Genomic DNA, 19,794 nt, shown 5'->3' with positions numbered 1-19,794 from the left:
CTACCACTCCTCCTCTTCTAAATCTATAAATTCTTCTGCTAGTTCCAAATAAGCTACAGACCCCCTACATCTTTTATCATAATAAATTGCTGGTTTACCATGACTAGGAGCTTCTGCAAGTCTTACATTTCTTGGAATTAGAGTAGTGTATACACTACCTTTAAAGTACTTTTTAACTTCTTCAACAACTTGTATTGATAGATTGGCTCTTCCATCAAACATACTCAAAACAACACCTTGAATTTCTATATCTGTATTTAATCTTGATTTTACTAATTTTATAGTCTCCATTAATTGACTTACACCTTCTAAGGCATAATATTCACATTGTATAGGAATTAAAACACTATCTACAGCCGTTAGACAATTTATTGTAAGCATTCCAAGTGAAGGTGGGCAATCCAAAAATATATAGTCGTATTCATCCTTTACTACTTTTATGGAATTTTTTAAAATATACTCTCTATTATTTATAGATGCAAGCTCTATCTCTGCACCTGCTAGTTCCGTAGCTGATGGAACTACATCTACATTTTCAAACTCTGTTTTTATTATTGCTTCTTTAATATGCAAACCATCTAACATAATCTCATAGATTGTATTTTCTACTTCATTTTTATCAATACCATATCCACTAGTTGTATTTCCTTGAGGGTCCAAATCTAATACTAATATCTTTTTTCCTAAGGTTCCTAAACTGGCACTTAAATTTACATTTGTTGTAGTTTTTCCGACTCCGCCCTTTTGATTAAATATAGCTATAACTTTGCCCATGATGTTCCCCCCTTTAAGAATCAAATTAATTTTAAATATTGACTAGTTGCTTTTATAATTATAAATAATGTCTATAAATCAATTTATATTACAAGGCTTGTTTAAAAAAAAAGATTACTGGTAAGCAGTAATCTCTATTTTTTAGGGATTTTTACGACAACTTCCATATAATCTCCCTTATCTATTTCATTATACTTAGCATCAATTCCTGTATTTGATATAGCATCAAAGGCTTGCTTTATAGTATTTATGTAAATTCTTATACTCATAGCACCCTTTATATTCTGTTTTTTATCAGGCTCTTCTTGAATTTCAATTTCTTCTAGTATATCTTGTATCAGTTTTTCTGTTTTTTTAACAGTCAATTCATTCTTTATGACCTTTTCTAGTACACTTTTCATTAAATCTTCACTTGGTAATTTAAGGAATGCCCTAGCATGTCTTTCTGTTAAATTATTCTCTATTAGCTTCATTTTTATATCGTTTGGAAGCTTTAATATTCTAAGCTTGTTTGCTACAGTAGATTGATTTTTACCTAATTTTTCTGCTAATTGCTGTTGAGTAAAAGCATGCTCTTTTATTAAGTTTTCATAGCCAATTGCTTCTTCAATAAAATTTAAGTCTTCTCGTTGCAAATTTTCTAATAACGCTAGAACAGCAGAAGATTCATCGTTCATATTATTTATAATTGCTGGTACAGTTTTAAGCTCTGCTAACTTAGCTGCTCTTAATCTTCTTTCTCCAGCAATTAGTTCATATTTACCATCTTTTGCTCTAACTGTTATAGGTTGAATTATACCATATACCTTTATAGAATTGCTCAATTCCTCCAATGAAACTTGTGAAAATATTTTTCTTGGTTGGTATGGATTTGGAACTATATCTTCTATAGGTATCTCCATAACTCTTTTATCTTCCATAACATACCTCTCTTATTTTAGATATAAATATTTTTGTTCTCTATATGTACATACAATTTTATTTCTGCATCTACTTTAATAATTCCTTTATTTTTGTTTGTTTTGAGGCAACCTTAATTATTTCCTGAGAAATGATTAAGGTTGCCTACTAATTAATATCTTGATTATTTAATAGGATTTTTAGCTGGCTTACCAGCTTTTCTAGGGTATTTAACTGGTGTTTCATGTATCTTTTTAAAAACTAATATATTATGATTTAAATCTATTTCTGGTAATTCTACATCTATTTTTTCAACAAACTCTAATCCTAAAGTATCTATAGCCTTTTTTGATTCCTCTAATTCTAGATTAGCATTTGGACCTTTTAAACAAATAAAATATCCTCCTACTTTTATAAATGGTACACAAAATTCCATAAGAATTGGTAATCCAGCTACAGCTCTTGCTGTAGCAATATCATACTTTTCCCTGTACTTTTCATCTTTTCCAAAATCTTCAGCTCTTCCATGTATAAATTTAATACCCTCTAGTTCTAATGCTCTAGCAACTTCTTCTAGAAAGCTTATTCTTTTATTTAAAGAGTCCAATAAGGTTAACTCTAACTCCTCTAAACATATTTTTAGTGGTATACCTGGAAAACCAGCACCTGTACCAACATCTATTATGGACATACCATTTTTTATATATCCATTTTTTACAGCTGAAATAGAGTCTAAAAAATGTTTTATATATACTTCTTTTTCATCCTCTATTCCTGTAAGGTTCATTTTTTGATTCCAATCAACTAATATATCTCTATAAGTCTTAAATTTTTGTAACATATCATCATTTGTATCTATATTAAAATTTTTAATTCCATTTTCTAGAAGTTTTATATTATTCACTTTTTCCACCTCTAGTTCTTCTAACTTGTTCTAGGTGTATAAGTAATACTGATATATCAGCTGGAGAAACACCTGATATACGAGATGCTTGACCTATTGAAATAGGTTTTATGTCATCTAGTTTTTGTCTTGCTTCTAATCTAAGTCCTTCTATTGATGAATAATTTATTTTTTCATCTAATTTTTTATTCTCAAGCTTTTTAAATTGGTCTATCTGTTTTAATTGCTTGTCTATATAACCTTCATACTTAGTCATTATTACGCATTGTTCTTTAACTTCTCTTGAAACATCTTCACCAGCATCTTTTCCTATTTCTTCAAGCAATTCATAGGATACTTCTGGTCTTTTTAAAAACTCATACAGTGATATTCCAACTTTTATTGGCGTTGCACCTTTTTCTTCTAGTAAATTATTTACTTCCTTTGGTGTAACCCTTTCGCTCTTTAATCTTTCAAATTCTTTTTCAACAGCATCCTTTTTATTTATGAATCTTTCATATCTATCTTTTTTAACTAAGCCTAATTCATAACCCTTTTGAGTTAATCTCATATCCGCATTATCTTGTCTTAAATACAATCTATATTCTGCTCTTGATGTCATCATTCTATAAGGTTCATTAGTTCCTTTAGTAACAAGGTCATCTAATAATACACCTATATATGCTTCTGAACGATCTAATACAAAAGGTTCTTTTCCTTCTATCTTTCTAACAGCATTTATACCCGCCATAAGCCCTTGAGCTGCTGCTTCTTCATATCCAGAAGTTCCATTAAATTGCCCTGCACTAAATAAGTTTTCAACACCTTTTATTTCTAAACTTATTTTTAATTGTGTTGGGTCAACACAATCATATTCTATAGCATATGCAGGTCTCATTATCTTACAGTTTTCAAGCCCCTTTATAGTTTTATACATATCTAGTTGAACTTCAAAAGGTAAACTAGTTGATATCCCTTGAATATACATTTCTTTAGTATTCAAACCCTCTGGCTCTATAAACAATTGATGTGAAGTTTTATCACTAAATCTTACTACTTTATCTTCTATAGAAGGACAATATCTTGGCCCAGTACTTTCTATAACTCCACTATACATGGCAGACCTTTTTAAATTATCTAGTATAACTCTTTGAGTATCTTCAGTGGTTCTTGTTAAATAACAAGGTTCTTGCTCTTTCTCTATGTTTTCATTCATAAATGAGAAAGGAGTTACTTTTTCGTCACCTTCTTGTAGAGACATTACAGAGAAATCTATACTATCTCTATGGACTCTTGCTGGTGTTCCTGTTTTAAATCTTCTCATTCTAAGACCTAATTCAACTAAACTATCTGTAAGGTATTTTGCATATCCTAGTGCATTAGGACCTTCGTAAAATGCCACCTCACCCATATATATTTTTGAATTTAAATAAACTCCAGTAGCTAATATTACAGCTTTAGATTTAAATGAACATCCTAGCTTAGTTCCAACACCTATTACAACATTTCCTTCATGTAATATTTCTACAACTTCATCCATAGCTATATCGAGGTTTGGCTCATTTTCTAATGTTTTTTTCATTTCTTCATGGTATTTAAATTTATCTGCTTGGGCTCTCAAAGAATGAACTGCTGGTCCTTTAGCAGTATTTAACATTCTACTTTGTATATATGTCTTGTCTATATTTAGTCCCATTTGACCACCTAAAGCATCTATCTCTTTTACTAATTGACCTTTACCCGTTCCACCAATTGATGGATTGCAAGGCATTAATGCAATAGAATCTAAAGACATTGTTATTATCAAAGTTTTATATCCCATTCTTGCCGTAGCTAAAGCAGCTTCACATCCCGCGTGACCTGCCCCAACTACTATAACATCATATTTTCCTGCTTCAAACTTTATCATTTATAATTCCTTTCTTTTTAATATTAATGTTTCATGAGAAACACTATAAAATATCTATAATTTCTATAATAAAAAATGAAATTTATTACTTCTATATCTTCTTTCCTTTTGTATTTTACATCCTATTTTCCTATACAGAAGTTATGGAATATATTATCTAGTAAATCTTCTGTTACTGTATCTCCATTAATATATCCAAGGTAGTCCCATATATTTTTTAAATCTACTTCTACAAAGTCAAATGGCATACTTTGTTCTAGAGCAATTAAAGCATCTGTTGCAGACTTATATGCCTTACCAAGTGCATCCTTATGTCTAGAATTAGTTACTATTAAACTAGAATTATTTTTGATACTTCCTTTATATACCATAGACTCTATCTTATCTTGTAATGCTTCTATTCCTTCTTGCTGTAAAGCTGATATTCTTATTATACTATTATTTTCTACATATTTAAGTATTTTTTCTTCTTCAATCTCTTGTTTTAAGTCATTTTTATTTAATAGTACTATTGTTTGTTTATCTTTAAGCTTCTTTAATATTTCTATATCTTCTTCTGACAACTTTCTTGATGCATCTAAAACCATTATAATTAAATCAGCACTTGTAAATGATTCTTTAGATTTCTCAACTCCTATTTTTTCAACTATATCATCAGTATCTCTTATACCTGCTGTATCAACTATCTTAAGAGGTATACCTTTTATATTAACAAATTCCTCTATAACATCTCTAGTAGTTCCTGGTATGTCTGTAACTATAGCTCTATTTTCTCCCAAAATAGAGTTAAGCAGTGAAGATTTTCCTACATTTGGTTTCCCAACAATTACTGTTTTCAAGCCTTCTCTAAGTATTTTCCCACTTTCAGCTGTATCATATAATTTTTTAATTTCTTTTTTAAGTTCACCAGTTTTATCCTTAAGCGTTTGATATGTTATATGTTCAATATCTTCTTCAGGATAATCTATAGCAACTTCTACATGTGCCAGTATCTCAGTAACTTTATCTCTTAAGTCTCTTATCTTCTTTGATAGAGAACCCTCTAACTGGTTTTGAGCAACTTCATGAGCTATATCAGTTTTTGCCTTTATAACATCTATTACTGCTTCTGCTTGAGATAAATCTATTCTTCCGTTTAAAAATGCTCTTTTAGTAAACTCCCCAGCTTCTGCCAATCTAACATCTTTAGATAATATTAGTTCTAAAATTTTCTTTACTGAAATAAATCCACCATGGCAATTTATTTCTATAACATCTTCTCCTGTATATGAATTGGGACCCTTCATATATGCCAATAATACTTCATCTATTGCATTTTCATTATCTACAATATTTCCATATATTAATGTTCTTTTATTATAATCTTTAATACTCTTTCCTGACATGGATTTAAAGATTTCTTCTGCAACTTTTAAAGCTTTTTCTCCACTTATTCTCAGTATACCTATACCACCTTCTCCAGGTGCTGTAGCTATAGCCGCTATTGTATCATCTATAAACAAATTTATCACCTCTTAATTTATAATTTTTACATATAGATTTATTTTTGACCAATTACAATGATTTAATAAGATTAAAAAATAAAACCCCCTAATGTTTAGGAGGTTGATTTTATCTTTTACACTCAATTACTAATCTTCTATATGGATCGGTTCCTTCACTATATGTAATTACATATTTGTCATTTTGAAGGGCTGAATGTATTATTCTTCTCTCATATGGATTCATATAATCTAATTTTTTAGTTTTTCTTGTTTTCGCTACTTCTCTAGCAACCTTATTAGCATATCTTATTAAAGATTCTTCTCTTTTTGACCTATAGTTTTCTATATCTACAAGTACTCTTGTATGAGAGTCTTTATTTATTTTATTAAGAGCTAATCCAGTTAAAAATTGAATAGAATCTAAAGTTTCCCCTCTTCTACCAATTAAACTTGCAGCTTCTTTGCCTTCAATATCAACCATGATTAAATTATCTTTTTGAGATACATTGACTTTGGCATCAACATTTGCATTTTTCAACATTACCTCTATAAAATTTTTAGCTACATCTAGTTCCTTTTCAATAACAAAAATTTCATAGGTACCATCTTTAGCACCTATAAAACCTAAAAACCCCTTGCTTGGATTTTCTAGTATTTCTACCTCTATATCCTCTACTTTTAAATTTAAATCTGCTATCGCCTTATTTATAGCTTCTTCTTTACTTTTACTTTTTATTAATTTTAGGCTTTTTCTCATTAACTTTTTCCTCCTTAGAGTTAGCAGCCAGCTTAGCTTTTAAAGGATTCATTATTAAGTAATACTGAGCTATTGAGAATAAGTTACTTACTGTCCAGTACAATGTAAGTCCTGCTGGGAATATAAATCCCCAATAGAAAGACATCCCTGCCATTACATATGTCATTACTTTCATAGAGCCTTGTAGTTGGTCCTTTGGAGTCATTACTTTTTGCATTACATATGCACTTGCTCCTGAAAATACTGCTAATACATAATCTGGTGCTGTTAAACTTTTTATCCATAAAAACCCATTGTCAGCTGCCATAAATGCAGCTTGATTTGCAAAAACGCCATGAGCAACTGGCTCTCTTAAAACGCTAAATAATCCTATTAATATAGGAAACTGTATTAATAAAGGTAAACAACCAGATAGTGGATTAATTTTAGCTTCTCCATATAACTTAACAATTTCTTCATTTTGTTTTTCTGGCTTATTTTTATATTTTTCTTGTATCTCTTTTATACGAGGTTGTATATCTTGCATTGCCTTTGTTGACTTAGTCTGTTTAACTGTTAATGGTAGTAAAATAATCTTTACAAGTATAGTAAAAATTATTATAGAAATACCATAGTGGTTAACAAATTCAAATATTACCTTAAGAATTAATCCTAAGAAATTTCCTATTATATTCAATTTTTTTATACCTCCTAATAGTTACTCTCTTTTATTTTAGAGGGTCGTAACCTCCTGGATGAAAAGGATGACATTTTAGAAGTCTTCTTATTGTTAAGTACATACCTTTTACAAATCCATATTTTTTAAATGCCTCTATTGAATATTGTGAGCAAGTTGGATAGAATCTACAAGTAGGTCCCTTTAAGGGAGATATATACTTTTGATAAAATTTTACTAAATAAATACATAAATTCGATAAATACCTACTTATTTCCTTTAATATATAAATTATTTTATTCAAAATTATTAACCTCCATATTTATAGCATATAATTTAAAGAGAAATATCCGTTCTTTTAACTAAATTTTTTATAGACTTGTCTATCTCTTTAAAACTAGCATCTTTACTAGATACTCTTGCTATAAATACTATATCATATCCAGGCTTAATTTTTTCATCAATATTTAATCTGTAGACTTCTTTTATTAATCTTCTTACTCTATTTCTAGTGATAGCTTTTCCTACTTTCTTTGAAACAGAAATACCTATTCTACTATAATCTGATTTATTTTTAAGTATATATATTACTAAATATCTGTTTGCAAAAGATTTGCCGTGTTTATATACTTTTCTAAAATCAGAGTCTTTTTTTAACCCCTTTGTCCTATTAAAGTCCATAGTTAACCTCCATAAACACAGCTATGCATTGTAATTATTTACACAAAAAGGCCACCTTTGCAGCGGCCCTTTTGTAATTAATGAGTTAATCTATTTCTTCCTTTAGCTCTTCTTCTTTTTAACACGTTTCTTCCGTTAGACGTCTTCATTCTTTTTCTGAAACCATGTTCTTTACTTCTTTGTCTCTTTTTTGGTTGATAAGTTCTTTTACTCATTATTTTGCACCGCCTTTCAGATTTCATTTTCCGTTTATAAAAATAATAACTTTACCCTCAAAGTAAACATAACACATATAATTATAAATACTTTTACTATCGTTGTCAACGAGTTTTTGGTATGCTTGCATCACAAAATCTACCATATATATATTATGTATTTTTTTTATTGAAAATACTAGTAAAAATCTATTTAATTTTATTCTAAATTATTTTTTTCAATTATATACACAAATAAAGCAAATTTAACATGTTTATATTTTTATCAACAATTAGTTAATATTGTGGATAAATTAGTTACAAATCATTGAAGTTTGACATATATTTTGATATTATAAATATACTTGTTGATAATGTGTATAAATGTTATCAACTTATTAAAAATTATTCACAGCTTGTGGATACTTTTGTGTATAACTTTTAAGATTACTGACAATACTCTAGTTATAATCACCATTTATTGTATGTTTATGTTATTTATAACTTTATCTACATATTGTTTATATCTTTTCATATTTTTTTAATAATTTATACTATTATTAATTTATCAACACCATTATCCATAAATTTAGTTATTCTGTAAAATTTATATATATTTTTGCTTTTCTGTTAATAACTTTGTGGAAAATATTAATTATTCTGTTCGGAGGTTTATATTATGGATATAGTTTCTTTATGGGACAAAACCCTACAATTAATAAAAGGTGACTTAACTTCAGTAAGTTTTAATACCTTTTTTAAAAACATCGTACCATTAAAAATACATCTTAATGACTTGATACTACTAGCTCCTAGTGATTTCAATAAAGATATTCTAGAAAATAGATATTTGCATTTAATTGAAGATGCTATAAATCAACTGTCATTAAAAAAGTATAATATTAAATTTGTATTGAGCGAAAAAGAAGTTGCTGACCTAAATTCTGATAGTGCAGATTTAAATTATAGAGTACTTTACCCTAACCTGAATCCAAAATACACATTTGATACGTTCGTTATTGGTAATAGCAATAGATTTGCTCATGCTGCATGTGTTGCAGTTGCTGAATCTCCTGCTAAAGCTTACAATCCACTTTTTTTGTATGGAGGGGTTGGCTTAGGTAAAACTCATTTAATGCACGCTATTGGACATCATATTGTTAGCCAAAAAAAGGATTCAAAAGTTGTTTATGTTTCTTCAGAAAAATTTACTAATGAACTTATAAACTCTATAAAAGATGATAAAAATGAAGAATTTAGAAATAAATATAGAAACGTAGATGTCTTATTAATTGATGATATTCAATTTATAGCTGGGAAAGAAAGAACTCAAGAAGAGTTTTTCCATACATTTAATACTCTTCATGAGGCAAATAAACAAATAATTATCTCTAGTGATAGACCACCAAAAGATATACCTACACTAGAAGATAGATTAAGATCGAGATTTGAAATGGGACTTATAACTGATATTCAGGCGCCAGACTTTGAAACAAGGATTGCTATCCTTAGAAAAAAGGCTCAATTAGAACGTATAGAAGTGCCAAACGAAGTTATGTCATATATAGCAAAAAATATTAAGTCAAATATAAGAGAACTAGAAGGTGCCTTAACTAGAGTAGTTGCTTACTCTTCTCTTAGTAATAGAGTGATATCTTTTGATCTTGCTACAGAAGCTTTAAAAGATATTATAACAACTTCTAAAAATGAAGAAATCAATGTGCTTAGAATAAAAGAAAAAGTTTCTTCTGTATTTAATTTAAAAATGGAAGATTTTAATTCTAAAAAAAGAACTCGTTCAATAGCTTTTCCAAGACAAATAGCTATGTATTTAACGCGCGAACTTACTGATTTATCTCTCCCTAAAATAGGTGAAGAATTTGGAGGAAGAGATCATACAACAGTAATTCATGCTCATGATAAAGTATCTAAAGACATAGAAGAAAGCGAAGAAATTAAGACTAAAATAGACAAAATTATATCAGATTTAAAGGGATAATTTATACACAATTGTCTGTTTATATCTATTGAATAACTTGTTTATACTTTTTTATCTTAAAATTTATTAACAAATAATTAAGTATAAAATAACAAAGATATCAACATCTTATACACATGTTGATATCTTTGCATTTATAATGTTACATGTACTTATTAACATTATCAACAACACCTACTACTATTACTACTATGATTTTAACTTATTTTTTTATATAAAAAGCCAGAGGAGGTTATCCACATTGAAAATAATTTGTAATCAAAAAATCCTAGCAAATAGAATCGGGATTGCTCAAAAAGCTATTAATGGAAAAACAACTATAGAACTATTAAAGGGTATACTTATATCTACAGAAGAAGGCCAGTTAAAACTTACTGGATATGATGCGGAGATAGGAATAGAAACTTATGTACAAGCAGAGATTATAGAAAAAGGTGATGTTGTTGTAGATGCAAGATTATTTGGAGATATAATTAGAAAATTACCAGATTCTTTTGTTGAGATAGAAACAGATTCAGAAAATAATATTTACATAAATTGTGTAAATTCAAGATTTAAAATTAAAGGATATGCAGCTAAAGAATTTCCTAAACTACCAGAATTAAATGAAGAAGATTTATACAGCATACCTCAAGAACTCCTAAAAAATATGATTAAACAAACTGTATTTGCTATTTCACAAGACCAAACAAAACCTGTTTTAATGGGAGAACTTCTAGAAATTGTAGATAAAAATTTAAATCTAGTAGCAATTGATGGCTATAGATTAGCTGTAAAAAGCTGTTCAGTTGATAGTTTAACTGAAAATATAAAAGTAATAATTCCAGGAAAGACACTTATAGATGTAAATAGCTTGCTTTCTGGAGAAGATAATGTTAAAGTTGGATTTAACGAAAAAAATGCTATTTTTATAATTAATGATACAAAAATTATTACAAGATTACTTGAAGGAGATTTTATTGATTATAAAAAATTATTGCCAAGAGAGCATAATAGTAGAGTAAAGTTAAATACTAAAGAACTTTTAAATAGTATAGAAAGAGCATCTTTATTGTCTCAATCAGAAAAAAATAACCTTATAAAATTATCTATAAGGGATAAAGTAATGGCAATTACTTCTAATACAGAAAAAGGAAATGTCTATGAAGAAGTTGAAATAGATTTAGATGGAGATTATTTAGATATAGCTTTTAACTCTCGATACTTTATTGAAGGATTGAAAAATATAGATAATGAGGAAATATTTATAGAATTTACTACAAATGTAAATCCTTGTATAATTAAACCAACAGATGATATTAATTATATTTACTTATTACTTCCAGTAAGAATATCATCTAATATATAGTAGATATTAAGGAGTTGTCTTTTGTAGAAAAATTTTTCTAATCTTAGGCAACTCCTTTTGCAAGTATTTTTATGGTATAATATACTTTTAGTGTATTAATACCTATTTACCTAAAATAATGGCAAGGAGGAACTCTTATGACTGAAATAACTATAGAATCAGACTATATAAAGTTAGATCAATTCCTAAAACTAGCAGAGATTGCATCAACCGGAGGTCATGCAAAATTTTTAATTCAAGAAGGTTTAGTGACTGTAAATGATGAAATAGAATTAAGAAGAGGGAAAAAGATAAAATCAGGAGATATAGTTGAGATAGAAGGAACTAAAATAAAAGTATTGTAAAAAAGGAGAACTTTTTGTGAAACTTAAAAGTTTGCAGCTTGTTAATTTTAGAAATTATGAAAAGTTGCATCTGGAATTTAATGGTAAAGTGAATCTTCTTGTTGGAAAAAATGGTCAAGGAAAGACAAATATAGTAGAATCTATTTATATGCTTTCTTTTGGCAAGTCATTTAGAACCAACAAAGATAGAGAAATGGTTAGATTTAATAGTGAAAATTTATATGTTGGAGGAAGTTTTTCAAAATATAATAAATATAGTCTAATAGAGCTAATTATTGGAAAAGATAAAAAGGGGATACGAATAAATAAAGTTCCTTTGCAAAAAATGCAGGAATTACTTGGCAACTTAAATGTTGTCATATTTTCACCTGAAGATTTAAGACTGGTTAAAGAAGGTCCTAAAGAGAGAAGGACTTTCATAGATAAAGAGATTAGCCAAATTATTCCTAAATATTATAATTATCTTACTAATTACAATAAAATACTTTCTCAAAGAAGTAGAGTTCTAAAAAGCATGCATGTTGATGAAGCTTTATTAGATGTATATGATGATACACTAGCAAAATACGGAAGTTATATTTATATTTTACGCAGAGACTTTATAAAAAAGATAGCTAATATATCTGAACATATGCATATGAATTTGACTAATGGAGTTGAAAAATTATCAATCAAATATAAAACTCAAATAAATATAACTGACGAAGATACTATAGAAACAGTATATAATAAATTTTTAGCCAAGTTGTCATCAAATAGACCTAATGATATAGAATCTAGAACTACTAGATATGGTATACACAAAGATGACTTAAATATATTCATAAATGATTTAGATGCAAGACTTTTTGGTTCACAAGGTCAACAAAGAACTGCTTCAATATCATTAAAGCTATCAGAGATAGAATTAATAAAAAATGAGGTTGAAGAATATCCAGTATTAATTTTAGATGATGTTTTTAGTGAGTTAGATGAAGCAAGACAAAAACTTTTAGTAAATAATTTAAGCAATGTTCAAATGTTTATAACAAGTGCTGAAATTTCACATAAAAAAATATTTGATGAAAAGGATGTTACAATATTTAATATTGAAAACGGCAATGTTATTAGCATAGAGAATGGAGGAAATTAAATGAAACAAGAATACGGTGCAAGTCAGATACAGGTATTAGAGGGATTAGAGGCCGTTAGAAAAAGACCAGGTATGTATATTGGTAGTACAAGCCCAAGAGGTTTACACCACTTAGTTTATGAAGTTGTAGATAATAGTATCGATGAGGCTTTACAAGGCTATTGTTCAAATATATATGTATCTATTAATGAAGATGGCAGTATTTTAGTAAAAGATGACGGAAGAGGTATCCCAGTCGAAACACATCCTAAGACTGGAAAATCGACTTTAGAAACAGTATTAACTAATCTTCATGCAGGAGGAAAATTTGGAGGCGGAGGATATAAAGTATCTGGAGGTCTTCATGGAGTTGGTGTTTCTGTAGTTAATGCATTATCAAAATGGATGATAGCAGAAGTTTATTTAAATGGAAAAATATATAAGCAGACATATGAAAAAGGTCTACCAACATCTAAGATTGAGATAGTTGGAGAATCTCAAAGTACAGGAACAATAATTCAATTTATGCCTGATGCTACTATATTTGATGAAATAGAGTTTAAATATGAAACATTAGAATATAGACTTAGAGAACTTTCTTTTTTAAATAAAGGAATAAAAATAGTATTTGAAGATAAAAGAGAAAATCAAGAAAAAAGAAAAGAATTTCACTATACAGGTGGTCTAGTAGAATATATTAAGTATTTAAATAAATCTAGAACTGGAATACATGATGACATAGTTTATATAGATAAAAAAGTTGATGATTGTATTGTCGAATTAGCTATGCAATATACGGATGGTTATACAGAGAACATATATTCTTTTGCAAATAATATAAATACGCATGAAGGAGGAGCTCATTTAAGTGGATTCAAAGCAGCTCTTACTAAAACTGTAAATGATTATGCTAAAAGAAATAAATTCTTAAAAGAAAATGATGTTAACTTATTAGGTGAAGATATAAGAGAAGGACTTACAGCTGTAGTATCAGTTAAATTACCAGAACCTCAATTTGAAGGACAAACTAAAACAAAACTAGGTAATAGTTTTATGAGAGGTGTAGTTGATAGTGTAACAGTTGATGAACTTGGCTCTTTCTTAGAGGAAAATCCAGCAACAGCTAGAATAATAGTTGATAAAGCTTTGAGAGCACAAAGAGCTAGAGAAGCTGCAAAGAAAGCAAGAGAATTAACAAGAAGAAAGAGTGTTTTAGAAAGCACATCTTTACCTGGAAAATTAGCAGATTGTGCAGAAAAAGATCCTGCTAAAAGTGAAATATTCTTAGTCGAAGGAGATTCAGCGGGAGGTTCCGCAAAACAAGGTAGAGATAGAAATAGCCAAGCGATACTTCCATTAAGAGGTAAGATACTTAATGTCGAAAAATCAAGACTAGATAGAATATTATCTTCAGACGAAATAAAAAATATGATAACAGCTTATGGTTGTGGTATAGGAGAAGATTTTGATATAGATAAGGCTAGATATCATAAAATTATAATTATGACCGATGCCGATGTAGATGGAGCTCATATAAGAACTTTGCTATTAACATTCTTCTTTAGATACATGAGACCTCTTATAGATGAGGGGTATGTTTATGCAGCACAACCTCCTTTATATAAAGTAACAAAGCAAAAAAAGGAACATTATGTCTATTCAGATAAAGAATTAAATGTTTTATTAGATGAAATTGGAAGAAATGGTGCAGAACTTCAAAGATATAAAGGTCTTGGAGAGATGAATGCAGAACAATTATGGGATACCACTATGAATCCTGATACAAGAACTTTATTGCAAGTAACTGTAGAAGATGCTGCAATTGCAGATGAAGTATTTTCAATGCTTATGGGTGATAAGGTTGCTCCAAGAAAAGAATTTATAGAAGAAAATGCAAGATTCGTTAGAAACTTAGATATATAGAGAGAGGGGATTAGTATACATGGAAGAAAATAACAAAATACTCCCTATTGAAATAGCGGAAGAAATGAAAAAATCTTATATCGATTATTCGATGAGTGTTATAGCTGGACGTGCTCTTCCTGATGTTAGAGATGGTCTAAAGCCAGTTCACAGAAGAATACTATACTCAATGAGTGAATTAAACTTAACACCAGATAAACCATATAGAAAGTCAGCCCGTATTGTTGGGGACGTTTTAGGTAAGTACCATCCACATGGAGATACTGCTGTTTATTTTGCAATGGTTAGAATGGCTCAAGACTTTTCAACTAGAGCACTTTTAGTAGATGGTCATGGTAACTTTGGTTCTGTTGATGGAGACTCACCAGCGGCAATGCGTTATACAGAAGCTAAGATGAGTAAATTATCATTAGAATTATTAAGAGATATAGAAAAAGAAACTGTAGATTTTAAACCAAACTTTGATGAATCATTAAAAGAACCTTCAGTACTACCAGCAAGGTATCCCAATCTATTAGTGAATGGGTCTAATGGTATAGCTGTTGGGATGGCAACTTCAATACCTCCACATAACTTAGCTGAAGTAATTGATGCAACTGTACATTTGATTGACAATCCAGATTGTAGTGTTGAGGACTTAATAAAATTTATACAAGGTCCAGATTTTCCTACAGCTGCAATTATAATGGGAAAAGAGAATATAGCAGAGGCATATAGAACTGGAAGAGGTAAAGTTAAGGTTAGATCTAGAGCTTTTATAGAAGAACTTCCAAAAGGAAAACAACAGATAATAGTTACAGAAATACCTTATCAAGTAAATAAAGCTAAATTAGTTGAGAGAATAGCTGAGTTAGTTAAAGAAAAAAGAATAGAAGGTATATCAGATTTAAGAGACGAAAGTAATAGAAATGGTATGAGAATTGTTATAGAATTAAAGAGAGATGCTAATGCTAATATAGTATTAAATAATCTGTATAAACATTCTCAAATGGAAGATACATTTAGTATAATAATGCTTGCTCTTGTAGATGGTCAACCAAGAGTTTTAAATCTTAAGCAAATACTATATCATTATATTAAACATCAAGAAGATGTTGTTACAAGAAGAACTAAATTTGAATTAAACAAAGCTGAAGCAAGAGCACATATTTTAGAAGGATTAAAAATTGCTTTAGATAATATAGATGCTGTTATAAGCTTGATAAGAGCTTCAAAAACAGGCCAAGAAGCTAAGATAGGTTTAGTAGAAAAATTCAATCTAACTGAGATTCAAGCTCAAGCTATACTAGATATGAGACTTCAAAGACTTACAGGTCTAGAAAGAGATAAGATAGAAGCTGAGTATGAAGACTTAATAAAGAAAATAAATAGATTAAAAGAAATTTTGGCTGATGAAAGATTACTTTTAAATGTAATAAAAGATGAAATGACAATAATAAAAGAAAATTATTCTGATGAAAGAAGAACAGAAATAAGACATGCTGAAGGCGAGATAGATATGAGAGATCTTATAAGTGATGAGGAAATAGCCATAACTCTTACTCACTTTGGATATATAAAAAGACTTCCATCTGATACTTATAAGAGCCAAAAAAGAGGTGGAAGAGGTATCTCAGCACTTACAACTAGAGAAGAGGACTTTGTAAGACATTTGATAACTACAACTACTCATAGTAGATTACTGTTCTTTACAAATAAGGGTAGAGTATTTAAATTAAATGCATATGAAATACCTGAAGGTAAGAGACAAGCAAAAGGTACTGCTATAGTAAACTTACTTCAATTGTCAGCAGACGAAAAGATTGCAACTTTAATACCTATAGATGGTAATGATGAAAATGAATATTTATTACTTACAACTAAAAAAGGTATCGTTAAAAAGACTAAACGAGAAGAGTTTAAAAATATAAACAAATCTGGTCTTATTGCTATAGGTTTAAGAGATGATGATGAACTTATTGGAGTAGAGCTAACAGATGGAAAACAGGAAGTACTTTTAGTAACTAATGAAGGTATGTCTATAAGGTTTGATGAAAATGATATAAGATATATGGGTAGAACAGCAATGGGTGTAAAAGGTATAACTTTAAGTAAAAAAGACTTTGTTGTATCTATGAATCTTTGTAGTAAAGGTACAGATGTATTAGTTGTCAGTAGAAATGGTTTTGGTAAAAGAACAAATATAGAAGAATATAGAAGCCAAATAAGAGCTGGAAAAGGAATTAAAACTTATAACATATCTGAAAAAACTGGTACAATTGTTGGTGCAGAGATGGTCAATGAAGATGATGAGATAATGATTATAAATTCTGATGGAGTTCTTATTAGAATAAGAGTTAATGAAATTTCACTATTTGGAAGGGTTACAAGTGGTGTTAAATTAATGAAGACTAATGAAGAAGTGAATGTAGTTTCGATTGCTAAAATAAATATTGAAGAAGAATAGGATAAATATCCTATTCTTTTTGTATAATGTACTTAGATAAAAATTTAAAATTGAAAGGAGTAGTTGTTATGTGTAATAAAAGAGGTTGTAAAAAAGGTGGATTTTTATTAATAGGAGCCATTTTAGGTTTTATATTTGGTATGTTTCTTGCACCAAAAAAAGGTTCTGAGTTAAGAAAAGAGACAAAAGATAAGTTTGATAAAGTGAAAGAAAACCCAAAAGAAGTTCTACATGAAACATTTAATGATGTTAAAGAGAGAATAATAACTTTAGTAGATGATGATAATAATGAAGAAGATATAAAAATTTCAGAAGAAGATATAGTAATAAGTAAAAGTTTTGACGACGAGGGAGATGTTAACTAATGAATGCATGGGGGTGGCAAATAGGAGCAGTGTTAGTAGGTAGTTCGGCTCTTATAGTAGCAATTTATTTAGCTAAAACTCTAAATAGTTTAAATAAAGTTGTTGAAAAAGCTTATAAGATTGTAGATTACAATGAAAGACATATACAAGATATTGTTGAAAATGCATCATCAATATCAAAGGGAATAGATGATATAGTTTATGTAATTAATAAGATATTGAGTATAGGTAATATATTTAAAATTATTAAGAGAAAATAGGAGGTTTTTACATGTCTATGAATATAGATTCAAATTTAGATTCTCAAAATAAGTTTTGGAATGTTTGTATTGATGGAGAACTTGATGTCTCTACAGCAGATAAATTAAAAGAACATTTACATGGTTTAATAGAAAGAAACATGTTGGATGTAAAGATTAATCTTAAAGATTTAGATTATATAGATTCTACAGGTTTAGGAGCTATGATAGGTGTTTTAAAAAAACTAAAAATAAATGAAAAAGAGATATACATAGTAAATCCTAAGAGTAATGTTAGGAAAATTTTTACTATAACAGGTCTAGATAAAATATTTAAAGTGGAGGGATAAATTTTGGCTTGTGAAACTATAAAGATGGAAATTACTACAAATCCAGATTATGTAGGCATAATAAGATTAACAGCGTCTGGGATTGCAAATAAAATGGGGTTTCCAATAGATGATATAGAAGATATAAAGGTAGCAGTATCAGAGGCATGTACCAATGCAATAAAACATAGTAATGATGATGTATTCAATATAGTATTTAATATTTTAGACGATGCAATTAATATAGAGATTCAAGATAATGGAAAAGGATATGATGTTAGCTCAATAAGTACACCAGATTTAGAGAATCCAAAAGAAAGTGGTCTTGGATTATTTATAATTAAAACTTTAATGGATGATGTAGATATTGAATCAGAATGTAATCAAGGAACAAAAATAAAAATGACTAAGTATTTAGGAGTTGATATTTAATGAAAAATGTAGCTAATGCTACACATTACCTAAATATGGATACAAAAGAGCTATTTAATTTATATAATACAAATAAAAACGTAGATATCAGGAATATTCTTATTGAAAGACATCTATATTTAGCAAGGTTGTTAGCTAAAAAGTATATAAACAAGGGTGTTGATTTTGAAGACATATATCAAGTTGCTTCATTAGCATTAATTTATGCTATTGATAGATATGATGTTGAAAAGGGATTTGAATTTTCCAGTTTTGCAACACCAACTATAGTAGGAGAAATTAAAAAATATTTTAGAGATAAAGTATGGACACTTAGAGTACCAAGAAGAATACAAGAATTAAGCAAAAAGATAAGTGATGCGAAAATTAAACTAGAGCAAGAAAATAAAAAACATCCAAAGGTAAAAGATATCGCTGACTATATAGGAGTTAGTGAAGAAGATGTACTAGAGGCTATGGAAGCATCTTATGGTTATCAACCTATGTCTTTAGATTCATCAAGTAATGATGATTCAGAAGACAAAGACATAACTCTTATTGATAAAATAGGAAAAGAAGAAGGTAATTTCGGAAGTATAGAATACGAAGATTTTATTAATAAGTTTATTGAAACTTTAAATGAGTTAGAAGTAAAAATATTTAAAGATAGATTTTTCTTCGATAAAACCCAGTCTAGTATAGCTAAAGAATTAGATATATCTCAAATGACTGTTTCTCGCTTAGAAAAAAAGGTCGTAGAAAAGCTAAAAAAAGAATATGAAAAAAATTTCTAAAAAATAATAAAAAAAGTATTGACCTACTGTTTGAATGATGGTATAGTATTACTTGTCCTTGAAAAAAAGGAACAAGAAAAAATACGAACATTGAAAATTAAACAGTAGGTTAATTTATATTAAGAAACAAACCATAAAGCCAGATATTTAGATAACAATAGTATCTGAGCCTGATAAACTTTTATTTGAGAGTTTGATCCTGGCTCAGGATGAACGCTGGCGGCGTGCCTAACACATGCAAGTTGAGC

At 28.8% G+C, this 19,794-nt stretch carries 21 protein-coding genes and 1 rRNA gene; 12 read left to right on the top strand and 10 right to left on the bottom strand.

What is annotated here, in order from left to right; all coding sequences use genetic code 11:
- From IC173_RS17830 to rpmH, 10 genes are all read right to left on the bottom strand, one after another.
- The gene (locus tag IC173_RS17830; RefSeq protein ID WP_227436560.1) at nucleotides 1-774 is read right to left on the bottom strand and encodes a ParA family protein; all 774 of its coding nucleotides are present in this window, start codon (nucleotides 772-774) and stop codon (nucleotides 1-3) included.
- 134 nt (nucleotides 775-908) lie between these two features.
- Nucleotides 909-1,694: a nucleoid occlusion protein gene (gene noc, locus IC173_RS17825; RefSeq protein ID WP_227436562.1), complete on the bottom strand. Its 786-nt coding sequence runs from the start codon at nucleotides 1,692-1,694 to the stop codon at nucleotides 909-911.
- Nucleotides 1,695-1,858: 164 nt separating this feature from the next.
- On the bottom strand, nucleotides 1,859-2,578 hold the full coding sequence (gene rsmG / locus IC173_RS17820; RefSeq protein ID WP_227834982.1) for a 16S rRNA (guanine(527)-N(7))-methyltransferase RsmG: 720 nt from the start codon (nucleotides 2,576-2,578) through the stop codon (nucleotides 1,859-1,861).
- The gene (mnmG, locus tag IC173_RS17815; RefSeq protein ID WP_227831491.1) at nucleotides 2,571-4,466 is read right to left on the bottom strand and encodes a tRNA uridine-5-carboxymethylaminomethyl(34) synthesis enzyme MnmG; all 1,896 of its coding nucleotides are present in this window, start codon (nucleotides 4,464-4,466) and stop codon (nucleotides 2,571-2,573) included. Before mnmG ends, rsmG begins: the two co-directional genes overlap by 8 nt.
- 122 nt (nucleotides 4,467-4,588) lie before the next feature.
- Nucleotides 4,589-5,968, bottom strand: coding sequence for a tRNA uridine-5-carboxymethylaminomethyl(34) synthesis GTPase MnmE (gene mnmE, locus IC173_RS17810; protein WP_227825085.1), 1,380 nt, complete (start codon nucleotides 5,966-5,968; stop codon nucleotides 4,589-4,591).
- Nucleotides 5,969-6,077: 109 nt separating this feature from the next.
- Nucleotides 6,078-6,707 (bottom strand): RNA-binding cell elongation regulator Jag/EloR, encoded by a 630-nt coding sequence (gene jag / locus IC173_RS17805; protein WP_227436570.1) that lies wholly within the window; start codon nucleotides 6,705-6,707, stop codon nucleotides 6,078-6,080.
- Complete coding sequence (locus IC173_RS17800) at nucleotides 6,676-7,383, bottom strand: YidC/Oxa1 family membrane protein insertase (protein ID WP_227436572.1); 708 nt, start codon at nucleotides 7,381-7,383, stop codon at nucleotides 6,676-6,678. The genes jag and IC173_RS17800 overlap by 32 nt, the downstream gene beginning before the upstream one ends.
- Nucleotides 7,384-7,414: 31 nt before the next feature.
- Nucleotides 7,415-7,666: a membrane protein insertion efficiency factor YidD gene (yidD, locus tag IC173_RS17795; RefSeq protein WP_227436574.1), complete on the bottom strand. Its 252-nt coding sequence runs from the start codon at nucleotides 7,664-7,666 to the stop codon at nucleotides 7,415-7,417.
- Between the two features lie 32 nt (nucleotides 7,667-7,698).
- Nucleotides 7,699-8,043 (bottom strand): ribonuclease P protein component, encoded by a 345-nt coding sequence (gene rnpA / locus IC173_RS17790; protein WP_227436576.1) that lies wholly within the window; start codon nucleotides 8,041-8,043, stop codon nucleotides 7,699-7,701.
- A 77-nt stretch (nucleotides 8,044-8,120) separates the two neighbouring features.
- Nucleotides 8,121-8,258, bottom strand: a complete 138-nt coding sequence (gene rpmH / locus IC173_RS17785; RefSeq protein ID WP_003420485.1) for a 50S ribosomal protein L34 — start codon at nucleotides 8,256-8,258, stop codon at nucleotides 8,121-8,123.
- 658 nt (nucleotides 8,259-8,916) lie between these two features.
- On the opposite strand from rpmH, the gene dnaA reads away from it, so the two are divergent.
- From dnaA to IC173_RS17725, 12 genes are all read left to right on the top strand, one after another.
- Nucleotides 8,917-10,236: a chromosomal replication initiator protein DnaA gene (gene dnaA / locus IC173_RS17780; protein ID WP_255613434.1), complete on the top strand. Its 1,320-nt coding sequence runs from the start codon at nucleotides 8,917-8,919 to the stop codon at nucleotides 10,234-10,236.
- Nucleotides 10,237-10,477: 241 nt separating this feature from the next.
- Complete coding sequence (gene dnaN, locus IC173_RS17775) at nucleotides 10,478-11,584, top strand: DNA polymerase III subunit beta (RefSeq protein WP_227436578.1); 1,107 nt, start codon at nucleotides 10,478-10,480, stop codon at nucleotides 11,582-11,584.
- Between the two features lie 137 nt (nucleotides 11,585-11,721).
- Nucleotides 11,722-11,928: a S4 domain-containing protein YaaA gene (gene yaaA, locus IC173_RS17770; protein ID WP_227436580.1), complete on the top strand. Its 207-nt coding sequence runs from the start codon at nucleotides 11,722-11,724 to the stop codon at nucleotides 11,926-11,928.
- A 16-nt stretch (nucleotides 11,929-11,944) separates the two neighbouring features.
- Complete coding sequence (recF, locus tag IC173_RS17765; protein WP_227436582.1) at nucleotides 11,945-13,060, top strand: DNA replication/repair protein RecF; 1,116 nt, start codon at nucleotides 11,945-11,947, stop codon at nucleotides 13,058-13,060.
- Complete coding sequence (gyrB, locus tag IC173_RS17760) at nucleotides 13,061-14,962, top strand: DNA topoisomerase (ATP-hydrolyzing) subunit B (RefSeq protein WP_227436584.1); 1,902 nt, start codon at nucleotides 13,061-13,063, stop codon at nucleotides 14,960-14,962.
- A 19-nt stretch (nucleotides 14,963-14,981) separates the two neighbouring features.
- Nucleotides 14,982-17,408 (top strand): DNA gyrase subunit A, encoded by a 2,427-nt coding sequence (gene gyrA / locus IC173_RS17755; RefSeq protein ID WP_227436586.1) that lies wholly within the window; start codon nucleotides 14,982-14,984, stop codon nucleotides 17,406-17,408.
- Nucleotides 17,409-17,476: 68 nt separating this feature from the next.
- Nucleotides 17,477-17,773: a YtxH domain-containing protein gene (locus IC173_RS17750; RefSeq protein ID WP_227436588.1), complete on the top strand. Its 297-nt coding sequence runs from the start codon at nucleotides 17,477-17,479 to the stop codon at nucleotides 17,771-17,773.
- Nucleotides 17,773-18,033, top strand: a complete 261-nt coding sequence (locus IC173_RS17745) for a hypothetical protein (protein ID WP_054272124.1) — start codon at nucleotides 17,773-17,775, stop codon at nucleotides 18,031-18,033. Before IC173_RS17750 ends, IC173_RS17745 begins: the two co-directional genes overlap by 1 nt.
- An 11-nt stretch (nucleotides 18,034-18,044) precedes the next feature.
- Nucleotides 18,045-18,362, top strand: coding sequence for an STAS domain-containing protein (locus IC173_RS17740; protein WP_227436590.1), 318 nt, complete (start codon nucleotides 18,045-18,047; stop codon nucleotides 18,360-18,362).
- Nucleotides 18,363-18,365: 3 nt separating this feature from the next.
- Nucleotides 18,366-18,773 (top strand): ATP-binding protein, encoded by a 408-nt coding sequence (locus IC173_RS17735; protein WP_227436592.1) that lies wholly within the window; start codon nucleotides 18,366-18,368, stop codon nucleotides 18,771-18,773.
- Nucleotides 18,773-19,546: a SigB/SigF/SigG family RNA polymerase sigma factor gene (locus IC173_RS17730; RefSeq protein ID WP_227436593.1), complete on the top strand. Its 774-nt coding sequence runs from the start codon at nucleotides 18,773-18,775 to the stop codon at nucleotides 19,544-19,546. Before IC173_RS17735 ends, IC173_RS17730 begins: the two co-directional genes overlap by 1 nt.
- Nucleotides 19,547-19,727: 181 nt before the next feature.
- Nucleotides 19,728-19,794, top strand: a 16S ribosomal RNA gene (locus tag IC173_RS17725); the annotation flags it as partial.

Origin of the sequence: Clostridioides sp. ES-S-0048-02 (genome assembly GCF_020658495.1) — a bacterium.
Classification (GTDB): domain Bacteria; phylum Bacillota; class Clostridia; order Peptostreptococcales; family Peptostreptococcaceae; genus Clostridioides.
The sequence above is the reverse complement of the archived record's forward strand: the minus strand, read 5'-3'. Positions and strand labels throughout refer to the sequence as shown.